This is a genomic window from Fictibacillus halophilus, assembly GCF_042680145.1.
In the GTDB taxonomy this organism is placed as follows: Bacteria; Bacillota; Bacilli; order Bacillales; family Fictibacillaceae; genus Fictibacillus; species Fictibacillus halophilus_A.
Map to the genome: position 1 here is coordinate 1,475,796 of NZ_JBHTNQ010000001.1, position 24,137 is coordinate 1,499,932.

A 24,137-nucleotide genomic window follows, 5' to 3' on the forward strand; every position below is an offset into this window, starting at 1 on the left:
AAAAGATGAGTCATCAACGTTCCAAATCAGAAAATCCTTGGCAGGGACTAAACGGGCCAAATATGGCTTATGTCCTTGAACTATATGATCAATATAGTGTGGATCCGGAATCTGTTGACAGTTCTTTCAAAGAAAAATTTGAAACTTGGGGGCCTCCAAGCGAGGATTCTGCACCAAGTGAACGTACTGGACAGAGTTTTGATGGAATGAATTTAGAGAAATTAGCAGCTGCACTTAAACTTGCGGAAAACATTCGCACATACGGTCACTTAGCAGCTAACTTATATCCAGTTGGCGAATTTCCTAAAGACAACCACCATATTGACCCAAAAGAATTTAATTTATCAATTGAAGATTTGAAAGCGATACCACCTTCCTTTATTTGGAAAGAAGCTCCAGCATCCGTAAAAGACGGCTGGCAAGCGATCCAAATGCTCCAGGAAGTGTATACGAAGAACATCGCCTATGAATTCAGTCATGTTCATGAAACAGAAGAACGTCAATGGCTGAACACTATGGTAGAAACAAGCCAGCATTACCCTGATTTTTCAGCCGAAGATAAGAAAAATCTTTTATACCGTCTATCTGAGGTAGAAGGATTCGAAAAATTCCTTCACAAAACTTTTGTAGGTCAGAAGCGTTTTTCTATAGAAGGTGTAGATATGCTTGTACCAATGCTGGATGAAGCTGCAAAAGAAGGCTGCCGCGATGGAGCAGAGCATGCATTAATCGGAATGGCGCATAGAGGACGTCTAAATGTTCTTGCACACGTACTTGGTAAACCGTACGAATTAATCTTCTCTGAATTTCATCATTCGCCAAACAAAGAGCTAATTCCTTCTGAAGGTTCTAGAGGCATTAACTTTGGCTGGACAGGTGACGTAAAGTACCATTTAGGTGCAAGCCGGACAGTTGAAACGGATCAAGCACACAAGATCAAGATTTCTTTGGCTAATAACCCAAGTCACTTGGAATATGTTGATCCAGTTGTTGAAGGTTACACAAGAGCTGCACAGGAAACGCGTGACAGTAAAGGGTATCCTGTTCAAGACACTTCAAAAGCATTTGCTATTTTAATCCATGGTGACGCTGCATTCCCAGGTGAGGGAATCGTTGCAGAAACATTGAACTTAAGCCGTTTAAGAGGCTATCATACAGGCGGAACACTCCATATTATTGCGAATAACCTTGTTGGGTTTACAACCGATAGCGGAGATTCCCGTTCAACTAAATATGCGAGTGACCTTGCTAAAGGATTTGAGATTCCGATTATTCACGTAAACGCAGATGATCCGGAAGCTTGTATCGCAGCTGTTCACTTAGCTTATGAATATCGTAAAAAGTTCCAGAAAGATGTTCTGATCGATTTGATCGGGTATCGCCGTTTTGGACACAACGAGATGGATGATCCTTCTGCAACACAGCCTAAATTGTACAAAAAAGTCAACAGCCATCCAACTGTTCGTGATGTTTATGCGAAGCAGCTAGTGAAAGAAGGCGTTCTTTCAGAGGATGATGTTAAAGCGATTGAAGATGAAGTTTTAACAAAACATCAAACAGAATACGAAAAAGTACAAGGCCGTAAAGAAAAATTCAAACTGGAAGACACTAGACTTCCGGATCCGTTATCGAAAGCACTTCCTGATATCGATACCACAATTTCAGTAACAGAACTGCAGGAGCTAACGGAAAACATGCTGAAGTGGCCAGGAGATTTTAATGTATATCCTAAAATCAAGCGTATCTTAGAGCGCAGACGCAAAGCGTTCCAAGGAGAAAAGATAGACTGGGGTATGGCTGAATCTCTTGCATTTGCTTCTATCTTAAAAGACGGAACACCAATCCGTATTACAGGGCAGGACTCTGAGCGCGGAACATTCGCTCAAAGACATCTTGTTCTTAATGACAGTGAAAGCGGAAAGAAATTTTCACCGCTGCATGGAATGGATGATATCGATGTTTCATTCGCAATTCATAACAGTCCGCTGTCTGAATCTTCAGTAGTAGGATTTGAATATGGTTATAACGTATTTGCTCCAGAAACACTCGTTATCTGGGAAGCTCAATACGGAGATTTCGCAAACGTAGCACAAGTTCTGTTCGATCAGTTCCTTTCTGCAGGCCGTGCGAAGTGGGGACAAAAATCCGGAATGGTTATGCTTCTTCCACATGGCTATGAAGGTCAAGGACCAGAGCACTCCAGTGCACGTTTAGAGCGTTTCTTGCAGCTAGGTGCTGAAAACAACTGGACAGTAGCGAACGTTACTACTGCTTCTCAATACTTCCATTTGTTAAGACGCCAAGCGAAGCTTCTTTCTATGGATGAAGTTCGTCCATTAGTTGTAATGACTCCTAAGAGCCTGCTTCGTGATGCAAAAGTTGCTTCATTACCGGAAGCTTTCGAAAGTGATCACTTTATGCCGTTGCTTGAACAGCCAGGTCTTGGCAAAGAAAAAGACAAAGTTAAGAAAATCTTGCTATGCTCTGGTAAAATTGCGATTGACCTTGAAAAAGCTCTTGAGCAAGACCAAGTGGCTAGAACGGAAATGCACATTGTTCGGGTAGAACAGATTTATCCGTTCCCAGAGGAAGAGATGACAGCTCTCTTAAATGAATATCCAAATGTAGAAGACTTGATCTGGGTTCAAGAAGAACCTAAGAACATGGGTTCATGGCTATACATTGAACCAAAACTCCGTGCCGTAGCACCTAATGGAGCACATGTTTCTTACATCGGAAGACAAGAGCGCTCAAGTACAGCTGGCGGGGAACCAGACATCTATAAAAAAGAACAAGAACAAATTATCCAAACATCATTAGCACTAGACATTCAATCGCGAGAGGGAGGCCGTGAACATGTTTGACGTTAAAGTTCCGGAATTAGCCGAATCAATTTCAGAAGGTACAGTTGCACAATGGCTTAAAAAAGAAGGCGACAAAGTTGTAAAAGGTGAAGACATCGTTGAGTTGGAAACTGATAAAGTTAACATCGAAATCAGTGCTGAGCGTGACGGTATTTTAAAAAATATTAAAGTTGAGCCTGGCGATACAGTTGCAGTTGGAGATGTAATTGCTTCAATCGTTGATGGTGATGGTTCAGCAGCTGAAACTGAGTCTAAACCTGAAGAGAAGCCAGCTGCAGAAGAGAAAGCAGATCCAGCTCAAAAACAAGAGCAGTCTTCTGAAAAAGCTGTAGCGGAAGAAGAAGATACTAAGGCTTCAGATCGCCCAATCGCATCACCAGCAGCACGCAAACTGGCACGCGAAAAAGGAATAGACCTTTCTGAAGTAAGTTCACGTGATCCACTTGGACGTGTACGTACAGAAGACGTTAAGCGTCATGCTGAAGGCGGAAGCAGCGAAAAGGCAGCAAGCTCGTCTAAGCCAGCTGCAAGCACATCGCAGCAGCAAAAAACAGCTGAACCTGTAAATCCTGAAAAGCCAGTAGAACGTGTTAAGATGTCACGCAGACGTCAAACGATCGCAAAACGTCTAGTTGAAGCACAGCAAACAGCTGCAATGCTTACTACTTTTAACGAAGTAGACATGACTGCGATCAACGAAGTCCGCGCTCGCCGCAAGGACAAGTTCTATGAGCAAAATGGCGTAAAACTGGGCTACATGTCATTCTTTACGAAAGCTGTTGTTGGCGCTTTGAAGAAGTTCCCTGCGATCAACGCAGAAATCCAAGGCGACGAAATGGTACTTAAGAAGTTCTACGATATCGGTATCGCAGTAGGCGCTGAAGAAGGATTAGTTGTACCAGTTGTACGCAACGCTGATCGTTTAAGCTTTGCTGGCATCGAGAAAGAAATCGGTAACTTGGCTGAGAAGGCACGCAACAAGAAGTTGTCATTAGAAGATCTCCAAGGCGGTTCATTCACAATTACGAACGGCGGTATCTTCGGATCAATGCTTTCAACACCGATTTTAAATGCTCCTCAAGTAGGTATCCTTGGAATGCACACTATCCAATGGAGACCAGTTGCAATAGATAAAGAGCGTATGGAAAACCGTCCGATGATGTACATCGCGCTTTCTTACGACCACCGTATCGTAGATGGAAAAGAAGCAGTAAGCTTCTTAACAACAATTAAATCACTTCTAGAAGATCCAGAATCATTGCTTTTAGAAGGTTAATACGATGAGTGAGGCCACCTCCCGCATTTGCTGGGGGTGGTTTTTTTGATGTGGTGGGTTGTGATTGGAGAGTTATAAGGGAACTTGGCGATTGCCAAGGTCATATTTGATGTGATTAGAGAGAAAACTGCGAATGTGCGAAGTTTCATTTTTTATTATAGTTCAGTGTCGGAATTTAGGTTAATTTGTCGAAAAGCCTATAAAATAAATTGAGGGATCATAAATAATTTTGAAGGACCATAAATCTTTTTGGAGGACCATAAAAAAAATTGAAGGATCATAAATTTGATTAAAGGACCATAAAAGTATATTCATTATTTTGAAGGTGATTTGAGTACTAATCTAGAACTGTATTTTGTTGATATAAAAGGAAGAGGTGATTATTTGATTGAAAAGAAAAGAACAAAACCGTTAAAACTAATGAAACTAGAAGCATTAAATGAACGAATCGTACAAAACCACTCAAAAATCCAGTATATAGAAAGCGATTATGCAAAATATAATGCTGGTTTTAAAGGTGAGATGTCACTAGATTTTTATTTGAAGGATCTAAATGAAGAGGACTTTCTTATTTTTCATGATTTAAGACTACCTCAATCGAGCAATGAACAATTTTACTTTCAAATTGACACTTTGATTGTACACTCTCAATTTTGTGTACTTATTGAGGTTAAAAACCTGATAGGTAATTTATATTTTGACCATCAATTTGATCAAATGATAAGAACTAGAGATGGAGTAGATGAAACTTTTTCAGACCCTATAAATCAGGTGGAATTGCAAAAAGTACAATTTGCAAAATGGTTAAGATTAAATTAATTCCCGGAAATTCCCCTTCACACCCTCGTGGCAATTACCAACCCAAAATCATACATTAGAATTTCTCCTAAGTATGGAAAAAAGACACAAAAAATTATTCGTGGAAATACCTTAGTAAATAAGATAAATGGATATGTTTCTTTTCAGCAAGAGAAGAAATTTCTAAAGAAAGATCTTAAAAGATTAACTAAGTACCTAAATAGAGAAGATACTCCATATAACCCTTATATATTAAGAAATATTAAAAGAGAAGAAATTTTGACTTGTGTTTTTTGTCCCAAATGCAACAAACCACCTATGATTAGAATAAAGAGAACCTGGGTTTGTTTAAATTGTTCAGGGGAATCTAACGATGCACATGGGAAGGCGTTACAAGATTATGCTCTATTATTTAATCCTCAAGTGAAAAATAAAGATATAAGAGATTTTCTAAACATAGAATCTCGTTCTTCCGTAAAAAAGCTACTTCATTCAATGAACCTAAAACCAACAGGTTGACGCAAAGCTGCCATATACACACTTCCACTACCAAGGTAAAAAGATCTTAAAGCGCAGAAAAAAATCGGATGAAAAGTACTTATTTTAGAAAATACTTAATAATTGCATAATGCAAATATAATGAGTTGCAACATGCAACTACAACCCGAAAAATAACTTGCATTACGCAACTAAAACACAAAAAAGACGGCCAAATCAGCCGTCATCAATGGTTTTCACCTATTTAAGGAATCAACACAATCTTACCGGTACTTTTCCTGCTTTCAATAAACTCATGTGCTTTTCCACCTTCACTTAAGGGAAAGACGGTTTTTGAAATTGTCACTTTACCTTCAGCAATCCATTTAAACAATTCACTAGAACGGGTAACTCGTTCTTCGTGGGAAGTAAGCACGTTCCACAAATCTCCGCCAGTTAATGTTTTGGAGGTATCCATCAGCATACGAGGATCAACTTTTACAGGATCACCGCCTGCCATTCCAAAAAACACTACCGTTCCGCCAACACGTGTTACGTCAAAACTATCCATTATTGTGGATCCTACAGATTCATAGACAACATCCACACCTTTACCTGATGTCATTTGCATAACTGATTCCTTCCAGTTGTCACTATATAAAAATACCGATTCCGCACCAGCAGATAAGGCAACTTGCCGCTTTTCTTCAGAAGAGGTTAAGCCTATTGCTGTTCCGCCGAGCAGCTGAATGATTTGAATCAATAACTGTCCAACACCGCCTGCAGCAGCATGAACCAGCGAAACGTCACCTTTTTTAATAGAATAGCTGTCTTTCGTTAAATAATGAGCTGTAAGTCCTTGCAATAATAGGGAAGCAGCTGATTCAAACGAAATACCATCAGGAATGGGTATAGCTTTATCTTTAGGAACAGCGACTAATTCTGCGTTTGCAGCAGGAACGTCAGCAAATGCAATCCGGTCGCCAACCCTAACATCTTGCACATTATCTCCGACACTTTTCACAATTCCGGCACCTTCATACCCTAGTATGTATGGAGGCTGTCCTTCCAGATGATAATTTCCTTTTCTTCTATATACATCTGCAAAATTCAAGCCGATTGCTTTCATTTCGAGCAAGATATCATCTGGACCGATAACAGGATCACTTATTTCACGATAATCTAAGACGTCTGGACCGCCAAACTTTTCAAATACTAATGCTTTCATGATTTTCTCCACCATTCATATATGTTAATGTTCATGATTATTTTAACGATAAAAATAACGAAAGACTAGGGAAGGAGCTTGAGAAAAGATGAATTTGACATTATTCATACTGCACCTTTATCATTTAAAGAAGAAAAGATAATTGCCGCATCCATATTTAAAGGAGAGAAACTGAATGATTCACTTAGACTGGGCTACAAGGCCAACAATTCGAGAAATTAAATGTGTCCACACTAACGCCGAAAAATATATGGTAGACAGAGCTTTAACAGGCGGGAAGATGTATGAACTGAAAAATGAAACGGAAGAATTTTATTTTGTTATTGATAACACAGGTAAAATTGGAGGGTACTACAAAGAGTACTTTGAAGGTTAAGTCGTATAAAAACAGCAAAAAGAAAGCCTGACTCATCGAGCCAGGCTTTTATTAATATATTATGAATGAATTTTGACTTTTTCCTTATTTAAAAGGGCATCCATGAATTCATGGAATTCAGGAATGTTCATTTGCTGGGCTGAGTCGGATAATGCGACTGCTGGATCTGGGTGTACTTCAGCCATAACAGCATCTGCACCGATCGCCATAGCTGCTTTAGCAGCAGGCAAGAGGAGATCCTTTCGCCCTGTAGAATGTGTCACGTCCACAACAACCGGTAAATGCGTTTCTTTTTTCAAGATCGGTACAGCAGAGATATCCAGAGTGTTACGAGTTGCACGTTCGTACGTGCGGATGCCTCGCTCACATAAGATAACCTGGCTGTTGCCTTGAGCTAGGATGTATTCAGCAGCGTACATGAATTCTTCAATCGTCGCTGCTAATCCTCGTTTTAAGAGAACCGGTTTGTTGACGGAACCTGCAGCTTTTAATAAGTCGAAGTTTTGCATGTTACGTGCACCGATTTGGATTACATCAACGTAATCCAGCGCAATTTCAATGTCATTTGGATTTAAAATTTCACTTACGACAGCAAGCTGATGTTCATCTGCAGCTTTACGCAGAATCTTTAGACCTTCAAGACCTAGCCCTTGGAAATCGTAAGGGGATGTACGCGGCTTAAATGCACCGCCTCGAATTAATGTTAATCCTTTTTCAGCGATTACCTCGGCAACTTGTTTCACTTGTTCATAGCTTTCAACCGCACAAGGTCCCATAATGAAATGAGGATTTCCATCACCAATTTTTTCACCTTTTACATTTACAATTGTATCTTCCGGCTTCTTTTTACGGGATACTAGCAATGCTTTTCTATTATCATCTTTTTGCAGCTCTAAACTTGCCTTAAAAATTTGTTTGAAGATATGCTGCACAGTAGAGGTTTCGAACGGTCCATCGTTATGAGAAGCAATCAAATCTAAAAGGTTTCTCTCTCTGACTGGATCAAAACGCTTCACACCTTGCGTTTCTTTTAACTTTCCAATCTTTTGCGCGACATTGCCGCGTTCATTTAACAGTTCTAAAATTTTTAATGAAATCTCATCAACTTGTTTGCGTAAAACTTCTAATTCGTTTGACATCGGCGGTTCCTCCCCATTTGTTTTACTTCTCCACATTTCCTATATCGCGGCCGCTAATAGGCTATTTGTCAATTATTATTACACCGGACACTTTCGCGCTTTAAAGCGTGTGTCTCATAAAGTATTGTTTGTAACTTTAAAGGGATTTGACAAGAAAGTCAAGTGCTTTTCCAAAAAAAGTTTTATTAAATTTCTGAATGTTCATTTTTCACAATTTGACTATTAGATGAAGGTAATGTAAATTTTAAGAAAAATGAATGAATTCCCTTTACAACAGCGCTTCAACGTGTTAAAACTGTCTATAACTTTATAAAATAAATCGCTATGAAAGAACACGAGTAGTGAAAAGGTTCCCTGTTTTAGAGAGCTGATGGTGGTGCGAATCAGTACAAAGCCTTTTGCGAATTACAATTCTTGAGCATGCTTTTTTTAATAAAAGCCGGACTTTTCCGTTATGACAATGAAGGTGGCAGAGATTGATCTTTGCTGTCAGGGTGGTATCGCGATTAATTCGTCCCTGCTTTTTAGCAGGGATTTTTTTGTACAAAAAAATTGGCAAACAGCACATTGGAGGAATGAAAATGAGATATTTAACAGCCGGTGAATCACACGGACCGCAGCTTACAACGATAATAGAGGGTGTACCAGCTGGTCTTCCTCTTTTAGCTGAAGACATAAACGAAGAGCTAGCAAGAAGACAAAAAGGACATGGCAGAGGACGCCGCATGCAGATCGAAAAGGATCAGGTACAGATTCTTAGCGGTGTAAGACACGGTATAACACTTGGTTCACCAATCACATTAGTCGTTGAGAACAAGGATTTTACCCATTGGACAAAAATCATGGGTGCTGATCCGCTTGAAGACGAAAATACTGAAGTTAAACGTGTCATTTCAAGACCACGTCCTGGACACGCTGATTTAAACGGAGCCATTAAGTATAACCATCGAGATATGAGAAACGTGCTGGAACGATCTTCAGCACGGGAAACAACTGTACGTGTAGCAGCAGGAGCTGTGGCGAAAAAACTTTTAAAAGAGCTAGGCGTAGAAGTCGGCGGCCATGTGCTTGAAATCGGCGGGGTTAAGGCAGAACAAACAACGTATGAAACTCTTAAAGAACTTCGTGAAAAAACAGAGGCATCTCCAGTTAGATGTTTAGACGAAACGGCAGAAAAAATGATGATGAAAGCCATTGATCACGCAAAAGAAAACGGTGATTCAATCGGCGGCATTGTAGAAGTTATTGCTGAAGGGATGCCTGTTGCTGTAGGGAGCTACACGCACTACGACAACAAACTCGATGCTAAACTTGCTGCAGCAATCATGAGTATTAATGCTTTTAAAGGTGCTGAGATCGGCATCGGTTTCGAAGCAGCAAGAAAACCAGGCAGTGAAGTACATGACGAAATTCAATGGGACATCGAAAATGGATACACTCGCAAAACGAATAATGCCGGTGGTTTTGAAGGCGGAATGACAACAGGAATGCCAGTTGTTGTCCGGGGAGTAATGAAGCCGATCCCGACGTTATATAAGCCGCTTCAAAGTGTTGATATTGAAACGAAAGAAGCATTTGCAGCCAGCGTCGAACGCTCAGACAGCTGCGCTGTTCCAGCAGCAAGTGTTGTTGCAGAATCTGTAGTAGCATGGGAACTTGCAAGCGCACTTGTTCAGCAATTCGGTCAGGATAACATGGAAGTAATCAAGAAGAATATCGTTCAGCATCAAGAACGTGCACGGGTGTTTTAAATGAAGCAAATCAATATCACGACACCTTCAAAAAACTATCCAGTTTATATAGGTGAACAAGCGATTACTAAACTAGGTTCGGTTTTGCAATCATTGACGCCTGTACCAAAAAATGTGCTGATCATTACGGATCATAATGTAGGAGAGTTATATCTTAAAGATGTTCAAGCAGAACTGCATCAAGCATTTTCATATGAGATCTTTCAAATCAAACCAGGTGATAGTCAGAAATCTTTTGAAAACTATTACGCCTGCCAAAGTTTTGCGTTAGAGAAAGGACTTGACAGAACATCTGTAATTCTTGCACTTGGCGGCGGAATGATTGGTGATATCGCTGGATTTGTTGCCGGGACTTATATGAGAGGGATTCGTTTTATTCAACTTCCAACCACTATTCTTGCTCATGATAGTGCAGTAGGAGGGAAAACAGGAATCAATCATCCTGAAGGCAAAAACATGATAGGCGTTTTTCACCAGCCAGAAGCCGTAATCTATTCAACGGATTTTCTATCAACTTTACCTGAAAATGAAATAAGATCTGGATTTGCGGAAGTGATCAAGCATGCGTTAATAGCAGATCCAACCTTCTATGAATACCTTCACGGAAATATAAAAACATTGGATGATTTAAAAAACGAACACCTGTTAAACTGCCTTACAAGAGGAATTGAGATTAAGAACGAAGTAGTATCACAGGATGAAAGAGAAAAGGGCATTAGAGCTTTTTTAAATTTTGGACACACGCTTGGACACGCCATTGAAGGAGAGTTTCAATACAGAGGTATAACACATGGTGAGGCAGTTGCACATGGTATGCTGTTTGCTTTATCCCTTAAAGATGAAAATAGACAGCTAAGGAAAGATTTAAAAAAATGGTTAAATGATCTGGGCTATTCACCGATACCAAAAAATCTTTCCGTACAATCTCTTATCAATCGTATGAAGAAAGATAAGAAAGCTGCAGGAGGGACCATTCACATGGTGCTTTTAGAAGAATTAGGACATCCGTATCTAGCTTCTTATCAAGCAATCGATTTAGAAGAAAAATTAACTGCATTCTTAAAAGAGAATTAACCCCAAAGGAGCCTGCACATGAAAAACGTCTTGCTGATAGGAGTCGGATTGATAGGCGGATCAATCGCTTTAACTATAAAAAATGAACATGAAGCGGTTATCTCAGGGTATGACGTCCAGGCTGCTAATTGCGAGACTGCAGTAAAATTAGGAGTCATAGACAGAGTCACAGCTGATTTGCAACGCGATGCAGCTAACGCTGACCTTATCATAATCGCAACACCAGTTGAAGCAACATTAAAAGTCATGGATGTACTGTGTTCCATAAAACCAGCAATTAAAGCACTTATCATGGATGTTGGAAGCACGAAGAATACCATAATGAAAAAAGCTGAAAAGCTGGCTGAAAACGGTATTGTTTTTATCGGCGGCCATCCTATGGCAGGGTCACATAAAACTGGAGTAGAAAGTGCTAAACCACATTTATTAGAAAATGCTTTTTATATTCTAACGCCAAGTTCTATTACATCTGCAGCGAAAATTGAAGAAGCTAAGGACTGGCTAAAAGGAACTAACGCAAAGTTTATAGTGGCTGAGCCGGATGAACACGATTTTTTAACAGGTATCGTAAGCCATTTTCCTCATCTAATTGCATCGAGCCTCGTAAGACTTGCACAAAAACATGCCAATGATAATCCGCTGGTTCAGCAGCTCGCAGCGGGTGGTTTTCGTGATATCACACGGATTGCATCAAGCTCTCCTAAAATGTGGAGTGATATTGTCAGCCAAAACAAAGAACATCTATTATCCCTTTTACATGAGTGGAAAGAAGAGATGGACCAAGTTATAAACTTTGTGGAAAAAGGTGATCAAAATCAATTATTCGATTACTTTAATGGAGCAAAATTGTTTAGAGATGGACTTCCAGTTCGTTCCAAAGGAGCTATACAGCCGTTTTCTGATTTATATGTAGACATTTTAGATACAGCAGGTGCTTTGTCTAAAGTTACAACACTCTTAGCAGAATCCCAAATCAGCATCATCAATATTACCATTCTCGAAGTAAGAGAAGATCTCAATGGGGTACTGAGGTTAAGTTTTCAAAATGATAATGATCGTGATAATGCACAACAGTTATTACATCAAAAAAACTATTTAACTCATATCACGGATTAAAGGAGGCACTTTTTATGGAAAAACGATTAATGCCTATTCAAAGCTTAAATGGAACAATTAAAGTGCCAGGTGATAAATCCATTTCTCATAGAGCAGTTATGTTTGGTTCCATTGCAGAAGGAAAGACAACTATAAATGGTTTTTTAACTGGTGAAGATTGCCTAAGTACTATATCTTGTTTTAAAAAGCTAGGTGTAAACATTGTCCAGGAAAATGAACAAGTAACTGTTGAAGGCAATGGGATATCAGGATTGCGGCCACCTACTGAAGATCTGTATGTCGGAAACTCTGGGACTACCATCCGTTTGATGCTTGGAATCCTTGCCAATACTCCTTTTACTTCTGTGCTTACAGGTGATGATTCAATTGCAAAAAGACCGATGAATCGTGTTACAAAGCCATTGAAACAGATGGGTGCAGAAATCAAAGGCAACGAATCAGGAAATAAGGTTCCTCTTCAAATAAAAGGAGGAAACGTTAAAGGAATACACTACCATTCTCCAATAGCAAGTGCTCAAGTAAAATCAGCTATTATCCTTGCAGGACTTGAAGGTGAAGGAACAACTTCTGTTACCGAGTCTCTAAAATCAAGAGATCATACAGAACGGATGCTAGAAGCCTTTGGAGCTGAGGTGAAGTCAGATGCATTAACAGTTTCCATTGAAGGAGGACAGCAGCTTAAAGGTACACATATTGAAGTTCCTGGTGACATTTCTTCTGCAGCCTTTTTCTTAGTTGCTGGAGCTATTGTTCCAGACAGCACAATTACCCTGCAAAAAGTAGGAATGAATCCAACCCGTACTGGAATTTTAGATGTTCTGATTGATATGGGAGCTCAGATTTCGTATCAAAATGTAAATGAGGAAGCTTCTGAACCGCATGGCGATCTCCTCATTAAAACTTCGTCACTAAAGGGGACCGTTATTAAAGGAGATGTCATTCCTCGATTAATTGATGAGATCCCGATTATTGCATTGGCAGCAACACAGGCTGAAGGGCAAACAATCATTCAAGATGCACATGAATTGCGAGTCAAAGAAACTGACCGGATTGAAACTGTCGTAAATGAGCTTAAAAAAATGGGAGCGGAAATCGAAGCTACAGATGACGGAATGATTATTAACGGGAAAACACCTTTAAAAGGAGCTTCCGTTCAAAGTCATGGTGATCATCGAATCGGAATGATGTTAAGCATAGCCTCATGTATTGCAGAAGGTGAAACAACTCTGGCAGAAAGTGAAGCGATAGCTGTTTCATATCCATCATTTTTCGATCAGTTGAAACGTCTATCAAATCATTAATAAAAATAGATAGCATTTGAGCCAGTATCCACCAAGGATTCTGGCTTTTTTGTTGTGTAGGAAATTATAAATTAGACTCGACAAGCGGTTCGTTGTTTTTATTTATGGAGCGGAGAGTAGAATTTGTTAAGAATTGTGAACTCGCGGATATATGGCTAAAACTCGCGGGATAATAGCCAAATTTTCAGGGATAAAAGTGTTTGAACGCCATAAGAGACGATTGAAGGACTCCAAGCTACCTATCTGTATGCGATTTGGCAGCGGAACAATTAGAATTTCTAATAAAAAGCATAGGCAGACGACCTCAAACAGAGAAAACTTAAAATTTTTTGCTTCTATCATTCAACACACCTAACAAGCTTGAAAGAATACCAAGAATGCATATCCCTCATCTGCAAACTTTACTACAGGTAAAGTATTCATTATATTACTTACTTTCAAAAACTTTATGAGATATTCTATCATTCGACAGATTATAACATTTTTCATATTAGAATCATTATAAAAAAGTATTGATTATCCATTGAGAAGTGATATCATTAAAGATGTACAATGAAACTATTAAAATAATGAGGTGATTTAGTTTGGGTAATGGAAACAAACATCTTACTACCAGTTGGGGAGCACCTGTAGGGGACAACCAGAATTCAATGACAGCAGGATCAAGAGGTCCAACATTAATTCAGGACGTACATCTTTTAGAAAAGTTAGCGCATTTTAACCGAGAGCGTGTACCAGAGCGTGTTGTACATGCTAAAGGCGCGGGAGCTCACGGGTATTTTGAAGTAACGAATGACGTGAGAAAATATACAAAAGCAAACTTCTTATCTGAAGCAGGAAAACGAACACCTTTATTTGTCCGCTTTTCTACTGTTGCTGGTGAGAATGGTTCTGCTGATACAGTTAGAGATCCCCGAGGATTTGCTGTTAAGTTTTATACAGAAGAAGGAAACTATGATCTTGTAGGGAACAATACACCAGTCTTCTTTATCCGTGATGCCATTAAGTTTCCTGATTTTATTCATACTCAAAAACGTCATCCTCAAACACACTTGAAAAATCCGAACGCAATCTGGGATTTTTGGTCATTATCGCCTGAATCTCTTCATCAGGTTACGATACTTATGTCTGACCGGGGTATTCCTGCAACGTTCCGCCATATGCACGGCTTTGGAAGCCATACCTTTAAATGGGTAAATGCAGAAGGCGATGGAGTTTGGATAAAATACCACTTTAAGACAGAACAGGGTGTAAAGAATCTATCAAATGAAGTAGCTGCTAAGATTGCTGGAGAAAATCCTGATTATCATACAGAAGACCTTTTCAATGCGATCGAAAATGGTAATTTTCCTGCCTGGAAACTCTATGTGCAAATTATGCCTCTAGAGGATGCGAATACTTACCGGTTCGATCCGTTTGATGTTACAAAAGTCTGGTCACAAAAAGACTATCCATTAATTGAAGTAGGCCGTATGGTTTTAAATAAGAATCCAGATAATTATTTTGCAGAAGTTGAACAAGCTACATTTTCACCTGGAACATTAGTACCAGGAATTGATGTATCTCCTGATAAGATGCTTCAGGGCCGCCTTTTTGCATACCATGATGCACATCGTTATCGTGTAGGAGCAAACCATCAAGCACTCCCGATTAATCGTCCGCGCCATGAAGTAAATAATTATCAGCGTGATGGCCAAATGCGTTTTGATAATAATGGCGGAGGGTCCGTTTATTACGAGCCTAATAGTTTCGGTGGCCCTAAAGAATCTCTCGAAAATAAACAGGCTGCATTTCCAGTCACAGGGGTGGCGGACAGTGTTGGCTATGATCATCATGATCACTATACACAGCCTGGAGATTTATATCGCCTGTTAAGTGAGGAAGAACGTTCACGTCTAATAGAAACCATTGTTGGCGCAATGAAACCAGTCGAACATGATGAAATAAAACTGCGCCAAATTCAGCATTTCTATAAAGCAGATCCAGATTACGGTACGCGTATAGCCAGAGGACTTGGGTTATCTGTGCCGCAAGAAGTAAAATAATTAAGCATAAAAAATACGTTCCCCAATATTTGCGGGAACGTATTTTAATTTTAGCGTAATTAAACTTTCGCAAAAGTTCTTAGATCTTCAACGTCGGCTACTTTAAATCCATTAGCCTCCACACGGTGAATCAATTCATCAATTTCTTTCCGCGTAACACTTTTGTTAAACGTGATTACAACTCTGCGCAAAAATTGTTTTCCAGCATCTTGTGTAAAGACACCTTCAATATTGTATTCTTCATGGATGGCCGTGAAAAGTTTTCTAAGCGATCCTTTACCTTCAGTAGTAGAGACGGTTAAAGAATAGCCGCCATTTTTAATTCCATATGAATCTTGCAGAATGTCCATTACTTTAGAGTGAGTAATAATCCCTAAGAAATTATGTTCATCATCAACAACTGCCATGAAAGGAAGACGGCGGATCGAGAACAGCACTTTAAAATAAGCTGTATTTTCATGAATGAAGGCATCTCTTTCTTCTACAACTCTGCTTACATTTTCTTTTACAGAACCTACATTATCGATTATATAATCGGATGTTGTCTCCTTAAAAAGCAAGCCCACAAACTTTTCTTCTTTTTCATCTAATACTGGAATACAGCGGTACCCAGATTGAATGATGGTATAACGGGCTTCACTAATTGACATATTTTCTGTGACATACGTTACTTTGGATTTGGAAAGATAATTAGATTTTACTTTCATAAGACACACCCTTTTCAGAATTATATAAATATTTAAAACTAATTCGCTATAAATTGCAATATACCTGCTTTTTTCATAGATATACTGCAACTTTTTTCCTGTTTGCACATTTGAAAATTCTGTCATATAATAAAATGGAAATTATTTATTAATTGGAATCGTAAGGAGGTGTAAGGAATGCTTAGAGATGTACAACTGTTTAGCTGGCTGGTCGTTTTCCGTTCAATTACTTATGTATTTTTTCGTAATTGGTGGAGTCTGTCCAAATTCAGCTATTCAAATATTGTACACCGATAAGTAACCTTACCCTTTCCTTTTTCTAAGTAAAAGATAAAACCATGGGCAGGTACTATTTGCTCATGGTTTTTTTATTGGAGGCTGTTTTCGTAAACTTTGTTGTTTTTGAAAGTAGTTGATTTCCGTTCCAGGTCGCTCGCTTTCCGCGGGGCGGGCGGTGAGCCTCCTCGCGCTTTGCGCCTTTAGGAGTCTCACCTGTCCCACTCGTCCCGCAGGAGTCTCACACCTTGCACTCCAATCAACTTATCAATGAAGCAACAATCTATTAGAAAGTGCCTTTTTGAAAAAGGACAGTGGCATAACATTATTAAAGGAGAAAAATAAAATGATTATATGCACTGTTCAAAATCTAAAAAAAATGTACGGCGGAAATGAGATTCTTAAAAATATTTCGTTTGAAATACACGAACAAGATCGAATTGGCATTGTCGGTCAAAATGGTTCGGGGAAAACGACTTTATTTAAGCTTTTGAGCAATTTGGAGCATAGTGACTCAGGTTCAATTTTTATAAAAAAAGATGCAGCTATCGGATATCTTGCCCAGCTGCCTGATCATGATGTTCATTCCACAGTTTACGAGGTTATCTCGGCAACATTTCAAGAGATTAAAGAAATTGAAAAGAAGATAGAAGAGGTAAATCTTCAATTAAGTGATCCTTCACAAGGAGAACGGCTTGAAAAGAATTTAAACAAACTATATAAGCTTCAAGAACAATATGAGAATTTAGGCGGCTATGCAATAGAATCAAAAATTAACGGTGTTTTAACGGGCCTAGGTATATCTCATCTTTCAAATCAACTATTTAAGCAAATTAGCGGAGGGGAACAAACGAAAGTAGGTTTAGCTTGTCTGCTTCTCCAAGAACCAGAACTTCTTTTGCTGGATGAACCTACTAACCATTTAGACATTGATACCATAAACTGGCTGGAAAATTATTTACTAAAATATAAAGGTGCAGTAGTAATTATCAGTCATGACAGATATTTTTTGGATAAGGTTACTATGAAGACGATTGATTTCGAAGAAGGGGAATGCACTGTATATCACCATTCTTACTCTGGGTTTGTAAAAGAAAAAGAAAACAATCTCTTGCTAGAATTTGAAAAATACCAAGAGCAGCAAAAGAAAGTAAGGAAAATAAAAGAATCTATTAAACAATTGCGGGATTGGGGAGCACGTTCTGGAAATGAAAAGTTCTTCAAACGAGCCAGAAGTATGGAAAAGGCACTTGCTCGTATTCAAAATATGAAAAGACCGCAGCTTGAACGCAAAAAGGCAGCTTTTGAATTTAATGTGAATAAGAGAAGCGGTCAGGATGTTGTTGTTGTTGAACAAGCAAGCAAGTTAATTGAAGACCGTTTGATTCTTGAAAATATTGACCTGCAGGTAAGATACGGAGAAAAGATTGCTCTAATCGGCAAAAACGGTTCGGGAAAAACCACATTAATAAACTGTCTGCAAAATAACGATTTTGATTATGGAGCTATTAAGCTTGGTCCCTCCGTTTCAATTGGATATCTATCACAAAAAGGACTGGAAGCAGAAGCTAATCTGACCGTTCTCGACATTTTTAGAGATAAAGTACCCATGGAAGAAGGAGAGGCGAGACATCACTTGGCAAAGTTCTTATTCTATGGTCCTTCTGTATATAAAAAAGCTAGTGATCTAAGCGGAGGAGAGAGAACGCGGTTAAGGCTCGCACAGCTTGTTTATGAAGGGTTCAATTTTCTAATACTTGATGAACCTACCAACCATTTAGACATAGATTCACGTGAAGCTTTAGAAATAGCTTTAGAAGAATTTGACGGTACAATAATGGCTGTAACACATGACCGTTATTTTATGAATAAGTTATTCGAGAGAACGATTTGGCTGGATAATGGCAAGATTGATAGCTATAAAGGGAATTACGATTATGCTCTTGAAAAACGAATTAGCAAGTAAATCTCGGAACAGGCTAAATTTTAGCCTGTTTTTTGTTTTTTGGATTGCGACCCTCACATATGGGGAATAATGGATATGAATATTGTTTAAATATAGGAGGTACTCCGTGAATAGTTTCGAACAAAATTTGCCGCAATACCCTGAACCACTTTGGAGGGATAATGTCGATTTGCCCAAATACCCTTCATTGACAGGAAATGAACATACAGATGTTGTTATCGTAGGTGGGGGGATTACAGGTATAACGACAGCTTATTTACTTGCTAAAGAAGGACTTCAAGTAACCTTGCTTGAAGCTGGAAAAGTCTTGAATGGAACAACTGGCCATACAACGGCAAAAATCACTTCCCAGCATGGTGTCATATATGATCGTCTGATCTCCCATCTAGGATTAGAACGTGCAAAAATGTATTATCAATCTAATGAAGCTGCAGGTCAATTCATTCATAATTTTATTAAGGAAAATGGTATCCATTGTAACTACGAAATTCACGATGCTTTTCTTTATGCAAATACAGAACAAGGAATTAAAAAACTCGAAAAAGAAGCTCATGCATATGAACAGCTCGAGATCGACGGCGATTTAACCGAAAAGATGCCCTTTGATATACCTCATAAAAAAGCACTTGTTATGAAAAACCAAGCACATTTTCATCCTGTTAAATACTTGATTGCTCTATTAAAAGAAATGGAGTCACTTGGTGTTAAGGTATACGAAAATACAACAGCTTCTGATATTCAGGAAGATAAGGAAGATAAAAAAGCAATAGTAAAAACAGAAAATGGACATGAAGTAAAAGGGAATTTTGTAGCTTGCTGCACACATTTTCCATTTTTCGATGGGATGGGTTTTTATTTTACAAGGATGATGGCAGAACGTTCTTATGTCTTAGCGGTTAAAACTAAAGATAAATTCCCTCATGGTATGTATTTAAGTGTAGATGAAACTGTTAGATCATACAGATCCATTCTTCAAGATGGAGAGCATATAGTTCTTGTTGGCGGTGAAAGCCATCAGACCGGGCAGGGAATTCCGACACATCAGCATTATGAAGCGTTATTAAAAGAAGCAAAAAAATCGCTTAACCTTGAAAGAGTATTGTATCGCTGGTCAGCACAAGATCTTATCACACTAGATAAAGTTCCTTTCATAGGAAAGTTAACACATAAGCATGACAATATTTTTGTAGCAACTGGATTTAGAAAATGGGGGATGACAACTGGAACACTAGCTGCCCATATCATTCGTGATCATATAATGGATAGAGAAAACGATTTTGCCGATCTGTATAAACCTCAGCGTTTTCAAGCTGACCCTTCAGATATAAAGCAGTTTGTTAAAGAAAATTCCGATGTGGCAAAGCATTTTGTGTCTGGAAAGTTAGACAAGCCATCTAAAAATCCTCGTAGCCTTAATAAAGATGAAGGCGGGGCAGTAACTGTTGACGGAAAACGATGCGGAGCTTATCGAGATTCTAATGGTGAATTGCATGTTGTTGATACCACTTGTACACATTTAGGCTGTGAAGTGGAATGGAACAGCGGTGAAAGAACGTGGGACTGTCCTTGTCATGGATCCCGCTTCACTTACGAAGGAGCAGTTGTAGAAGGACCAGCCACTAAACCTCTTAAACGGGTAAATCCTTAACCCTTAAATTACTCTAAGAGACTGATACCAAACAGTTGCTTAACCGCGACTTTTGGTGTTGGTCTTTTTTTATTCGTTTTTGTTCGAAACCAGCTTATTAAGGAAATGTTCTTTTATTTGTTAGCTCTTTTCTAAAGGCTCTTCTCTAAAAAGTTGTTTCTTGCAGGTACTTTGTTTGATTCTCTTCTTAGATAAGTTGAATGGAGCGCAAGGTGCGAGACTCCTGTGGGATGAGTGGGACAGGTGAGACTCCTAACAGCGCAGAGCGCTAGGAGGCTCACCGCACACCCCACGGAAAGCGAGCAACCTGGAGAGGAAATCAACCACTTTCAAAGAGCAACAAAGTTTACATCCTCACTTTTTCTTATAATAGATTAATTAAGTCTTCATATATTTTTCTTATATTGAAAAAAATAACAGTAAAAATAATGATAATTTTTAGAAAATGGTTTAAAATAAAGTGCTTAGGAGCGAGAGGGGGAACTAAATATGAAGCTTTTAAGAGAGACACTTAAGCATTTTAAGCCTTATTGGAGGGGGCTTCTGCTTGCTTTTGCATGTTCATTAATTGGAGGTGCCTTTACAGTAATACCTCCTATATTAGCCGGAAAGCTAGTGGATGAAGTGCTTCCAAATCAGATGACAGATATGATCGGCTGGCTCGTTGCAGGAGTACTCTTTGCATTTTTATTTAAAGTGATTTTCGAATCGCTTCAGGAATATATTCAGGTTCAGATTGGACTGGATGTAATTACTGATATGCAGATGAGAGCTTTTGGACGTTTGCACCGTACACCTATGTCATTCTTTACGACTACGCCTCGCGGGGATATGCTTTATCGCCTAACGCATGATGTAGAAGCTGTACAAAACTTGAATAATACTGTTGTACCTCGATTTGTCCAGCAAGTGGTTAGTGCTGTAGCTGCATTTATCGCAGTATTCGCTCTATATTGGCCTGTGGCGATCGTTATGTTCTGTGTATTTGCTATCTATTTATATCCATCATTCAAACTTGGAAATACAATGCGAAAAATGAGTGCAGTGCAGCGTGATATGCGTGCTGACATCTATCATCATCTACAAGAGAGCATCGAATCAACAAGACTTGTTCGTACATTCCAAACACAAGAACGAGAAATACATACACAAGACAAAAAACTTACGGACTGGAAAAATTATTCGATTCGTGCTGCTTTAATTGGTAAAGTAAACTGGCGACTAGGAAACTTATTCAATATCGCAACACCTGGAGTTGTTATGTTAGTAGGAGGTATGGCTGTCTGGAACAATACCATATCAGTGGGGACGCTTGTAGCATGTCTCGGCTTTATTCCTACGATGTTTTTTCCTATTCGGTCACTTGCAGAGAATGCATTAATTATCCAGCAGGCAATACCTGCCCTTCAACGAATCTATGAATATTTCGACCTTCCAGTTGAACATGAAGAGAACTTGCCAAAAATGAACGCAATAAGCGGGGATATAGACATTAATAATCTATGGTTCCGCTATCCTGGAAATGATGAATATGTTCTTAAAGGTGTATCTCTTAGCATGAAATCAGGGCAGCACATAGGAATAGTAGGAACGAGCGGCGGAGGAAAATCAACTCTTATACAATTACTGCTCGGTCTATATGAACCTGAAGCAGGAACCATTGAAGTAGATCAGCAAAATCTATTTGATTACAACCGTAATTCTTTCCGTCAGCAAGTCGGAGTTGTGTCTCAAGAAACTTTCTTATTAAACAATACGCTTCGTATGAATCTATTATATGGAAGAAAAAATGCATCTCAGGAAGAACTTGATGCAGCATGTGCAGCATCAGGACTTACGGAATTTATTGCAGCACTGCCAGACGGATATGAAACCATTGTAGGGGAACGCGGCCTTAAATTGTCAGGCGGTCAAAGGCAGCGTGTCGCGTTAGCGAGGGCAATTTTAAGACATCCTGCTCTATTAATCTTTGATGAAGCAACTTCTTCCCTTGATGGTGAAACGGAAGAGCGCGTACAAGCTGCATTAGAAAACCTTATTCCTGGACGAACAACCATCACAATTGCTCACCGTCTCGTTACAGTGAGAGATACGGATAAAATTTTGCTCTTGGATAAGGGGATCGTCGCAGAAGAAGGTACTCATGAGGAACTTCTTGCTCAAAGAGGTCAATACTATGAACTTTATATGGCCCAATACAGTGAATTAGAAAAGGAGAGAGCGATATGAGCCAATTAGCCGCCAAGCCAAAGAACCGTGATGGCAGGCGCGTTCTAGCCTTTTTAAAACCACATAAAAACTGGGTATTCGCAGACGCTTTCGTTATTGCGGTCAGCCAGGTTTTCTCTGCGCTTATTCCGACACTTGCTCTCGGATGGCTTGTTGATACTATACTTCCAGGAGAGTCTAATAAGCTTTTATGGGGATTAATGTGGCTTCTTATATTTGCAGCTGTTGCTGACTTAATCCTGATGGTAATTGATGAATACTTTTGTCACCAGGTTGCAAAAACAGTAACAAACTGGCAAAAACTTCGTTTGTTTAAGCATTTGCAAGTGCTGCCATTTTCTTTTTACCAAAACAATCAATCTGGTGAGATGATGGCGAGGGTTTCTGATGACCCTGATACTCTGCACAATTTCCTTGCATGGGAAGGCTCTACTTTTATGGCTTCCGTTCAGGGAGTAATTCTCTATAGCATCGTTTTGCTTTGGATCCATCCATATCTTATGATTACAAGCGTTGTGTTAGGGGTTATCTTCTATTTAACATCAAATGCAGTTGGGCAAAGAACACGCCAAGCATCGGCAAACGCCAGAAAAGAAGCTTCGCGTTATCTTGAAAGACTTCGTGAATCTGTTACAGGCATCCACCTTTCAAGGGTTCTCGGTGTATCTGACGGAGAAGTGCAAAGTGTTGCAGAAATTCGCAAATCGTTCATAAAAGAATCTCGTTATGAATTAAAAGCACGTATGCAATCAATCGTCGTTATTGGGAGTTATAATGGCCTTGGTTTAGCAGTTGTTTATGGGCTAAGCGCGTATTTAATCTGGAACAATAGGTTAACTACCGGTGAAATGCTGACAGCCGCTGGCCTTGTTGCAATCGCTGCTAATGAAATGCAGAAAATGCTCAGAAACTGGCTTTCTGTAAGACGAACTGGTCCTGCTCTTGACCGTTCTGAAATTTTATTAAGCGAAAAGACTTCAAACGCTGAAACAGAAAAAGGTATTATATTACCAGAAGTACAAGGATCAATTGAATTAAGGGACGTAGCATTTGGCTATCCCGAAAAAGATGAACTGGTTCTAAAAGGATTATCATTTATTGTTCAGCCAGGTGAAGCTATCGCTCTTGTCGGTCCAAGCGGTTCCGGAAAATCAACGATCGTCGATTTATTACTTCGTCTATATGAACCAAACAGCGGTTCTATTCTTTTAGACGGCAAGGATATTTCATCTATTGATGCTGGATGGCTCCGTTCACAGATAGCTATAGTTTCACAGGATGTTCAGCTGCGAAATGGTTCACTTGCGGATAATCTGCGCATAGCAAAGCCTGATGCTACAGATGAAGAGTTGTTAAGTGCTATTAATGACAGCGGTTTGGGGGATTTCATCCTAACACTGCCTGAAGGCTTAAACACAATGGTAGGAGAGCGGGGAAGTTTATTATCTGGCGGTCAAAAACAAAGATTGTCTCTTGCCAGGGCTCTTGTTAAGGATGCAGCTATTCTTATATTAGATGAAGCAAGTTCTGCACTTGATCCGATTACAGAGGTTCAAGTTAATGAGGCAATCAACAAAAGAAAATCTAAGCAAACCGTTTTTATCATCTCTCATCGATTATCAACGGTGCTTGCTGCAAATCGTATTATCGTTATAGAAAACGGCAGAATGATTGAAACAGGGAAACACGAATCACTTCTGGAATCAGAACACGGTGTATACAGCCGCTTATTCAAACGTGAAGCAGAAATTGGCACTCAGGCATTTAGCAATTAACCATTTACAAAGGGCAGTCCAAAAAAGGATTGCCTTTTCTCATAAATAATCTCTGAATGGGGTATATATGATACAAGATATCCTAATAGGA

16 protein-coding genes and 1 other annotated feature are annotated in these 24,137 nt (G+C 39.2%); of the genes, 13 read left to right on the top strand and 3 right to left on the bottom strand.

Annotated elements, in window-relative coordinates:
- The first annotated feature begins 5 nt into the window (after nt 1–5).
- The 3 genes from ACFQ4X_RS07700 to ACFQ4X_RS07710 all read left to right on the top strand — a co-directional run bounded on the left by ACFQ4X_RS07700 (nt 6) and on the right by ACFQ4X_RS07710 (nt 4,959).
- Nucleotides 6–2,864, top strand: coding sequence for a 2-oxoglutarate dehydrogenase E1 component (locus ACFQ4X_RS07700; protein ID WP_379834175.1), 2,859 nt, complete (start codon nt 6–8; stop codon nt 2,862–2,864).
- Nucleotides 2,857–4,140: a 2-oxoglutarate dehydrogenase complex dihydrolipoyllysine-residue succinyltransferase gene (gene odhB, locus ACFQ4X_RS07705; RefSeq protein WP_379834177.1), complete on the top strand. Its 1,284-nt coding sequence runs from the start codon at nt 2,857–2,859 to the stop codon at nt 4,138–4,140. Before ACFQ4X_RS07700 ends, odhB begins: the two co-directional genes overlap by 8 nt.
- Nucleotides 4,141–4,524: 384 nt before the next feature.
- A complete protein-coding gene (locus tag ACFQ4X_RS07710) occupies nt 4,525–4,959 on the top strand; it encodes a nuclease-related domain-containing protein (RefSeq protein WP_379834179.1) in 435 nt (144 codons plus the stop codon).
- Nucleotides 4,960–5,680: 721 nt separating this feature from the next.
- Here ACFQ4X_RS07710 and ACFQ4X_RS07715 read toward each other — a convergent pair.
- A complete protein-coding gene (locus ACFQ4X_RS07715) occupies nt 5,681–6,643 on the bottom strand; it encodes a quinone oxidoreductase family protein (RefSeq protein WP_379834181.1) in 963 nt (320 codons plus the stop codon).
- 175 nt (nt 6,644–6,818) lie between these two features.
- On the opposite strand from ACFQ4X_RS07715, the gene ACFQ4X_RS07720 reads away from it, so the two are divergent.
- A complete protein-coding gene (locus tag ACFQ4X_RS07720; RefSeq protein WP_066290020.1) occupies nt 6,819–7,019 on the top strand; it encodes a DUF6501 family protein in 201 nt (66 codons plus the stop codon).
- A gap of 59 nt (nt 7,020–7,078) precedes the next feature.
- On the opposite strand, the gene ACFQ4X_RS07725 is transcribed toward ACFQ4X_RS07720, so the two are convergent.
- A complete protein-coding gene (locus ACFQ4X_RS07725) occupies nt 7,079–8,158 on the bottom strand; it encodes a bifunctional 3-deoxy-7-phosphoheptulonate synthase/chorismate mutase (RefSeq protein ID WP_379834183.1) in 1,080 nt (359 codons plus the stop codon).
- Nucleotides 8,159–8,473: 315 nt separating this feature from the next.
- Nucleotides 8,474–8,680: a binding site (T-box leader), on the top strand.
- A gap of 59 nt (nt 8,681–8,739) precedes the next feature.
- Here ACFQ4X_RS07725 and aroC point away from each other — a divergent pair.
- The 5 genes from aroC to katA all read left to right on the top strand — a co-directional run bounded on the left by aroC (nt 8,740) and on the right by katA (nt 15,445).
- Entirely contained in the window at nt 8,740–9,909 is a 1,170-nt protein-coding gene (gene aroC / locus ACFQ4X_RS07730; protein WP_379834185.1) for a chorismate synthase, read from the top strand.
- Nucleotides 9,910–10,983, top strand: coding sequence for a 3-dehydroquinate synthase (gene aroB, locus ACFQ4X_RS07735; RefSeq protein WP_379834187.1), 1,074 nt, complete (start codon nt 9,910–9,912; stop codon nt 10,981–10,983).
- An 18-nt stretch (nt 10,984–11,001) separates the two neighbouring features.
- Entirely contained in the window at nt 11,002–12,099 is a 1,098-nt protein-coding gene (locus ACFQ4X_RS07740) for a prephenate dehydrogenase (protein WP_379834188.1), read from the top strand.
- Between the two features lie 14 nt (nt 12,100–12,113).
- On the top strand, nt 12,114–13,400 hold the full coding sequence (gene aroA, locus ACFQ4X_RS07745) for a 3-phosphoshikimate 1-carboxyvinyltransferase (RefSeq protein WP_379834190.1): 1,287 nt from the start codon (nt 12,114–12,116) through the stop codon (nt 13,398–13,400).
- Nucleotides 13,401–13,984: 584 nt separating this feature from the next.
- Complete coding sequence (gene katA / locus ACFQ4X_RS07750) at nt 13,985–15,445, top strand: catalase KatA (RefSeq protein ID WP_379834192.1); 1,461 nt, start codon at nt 13,985–13,987, stop codon at nt 15,443–15,445.
- 59 nt (nt 15,446–15,504) lie between these two features.
- Here katA and cbpA read toward each other — a convergent pair whose 3' ends face one another.
- Nucleotides 15,505–16,152 (bottom strand): cyclic di-AMP binding protein CbpA, encoded by a 648-nt coding sequence (cbpA, locus tag ACFQ4X_RS07755; RefSeq protein ID WP_379834194.1) that lies wholly within the window; start codon nt 16,150–16,152, stop codon nt 15,505–15,507.
- A gap of 622 nt (nt 16,153–16,774) precedes the next feature.
- Between cbpA and abc-f the strand changes: the two genes are divergently transcribed.
- The 4 genes from abc-f (at nt 16,775) to ACFQ4X_RS07775 (ending at nt 24,046) form a co-directional block, all read left to right on the top strand.
- On the top strand, nt 16,775–18,394 hold the full coding sequence (abc-f, locus tag ACFQ4X_RS07760; protein WP_379834195.1) for a ribosomal protection-like ABC-F family protein: 1,620 nt from the start codon (nt 16,775–16,777) through the stop codon (nt 18,392–18,394).
- A gap of 106 nt (nt 18,395–18,500) precedes the next feature.
- Nucleotides 18,501–20,042, top strand: coding sequence for an FAD-dependent oxidoreductase (locus ACFQ4X_RS07765; protein WP_379834197.1), 1,542 nt, complete (start codon nt 18,501–18,503; stop codon nt 20,040–20,042).
- Nucleotides 20,043–20,531: 489 nt separating this feature from the next.
- On the top strand, nt 20,532–22,271 hold the full coding sequence (locus ACFQ4X_RS07770; protein WP_379834199.1) for an ABC transporter ATP-binding protein: 1,740 nt from the start codon (nt 20,532–20,534) through the stop codon (nt 22,269–22,271).
- A complete protein-coding gene (locus ACFQ4X_RS07775; protein ID WP_379834201.1) occupies nt 22,268–24,046 on the top strand; it encodes an ABC transporter ATP-binding protein in 1,779 nt (592 codons plus the stop codon). Before ACFQ4X_RS07770 ends, ACFQ4X_RS07775 begins: the two co-directional genes overlap by 4 nt.
- The last annotated feature ends 91 nt before the right edge of the window (nt 24,047–24,137 follow it).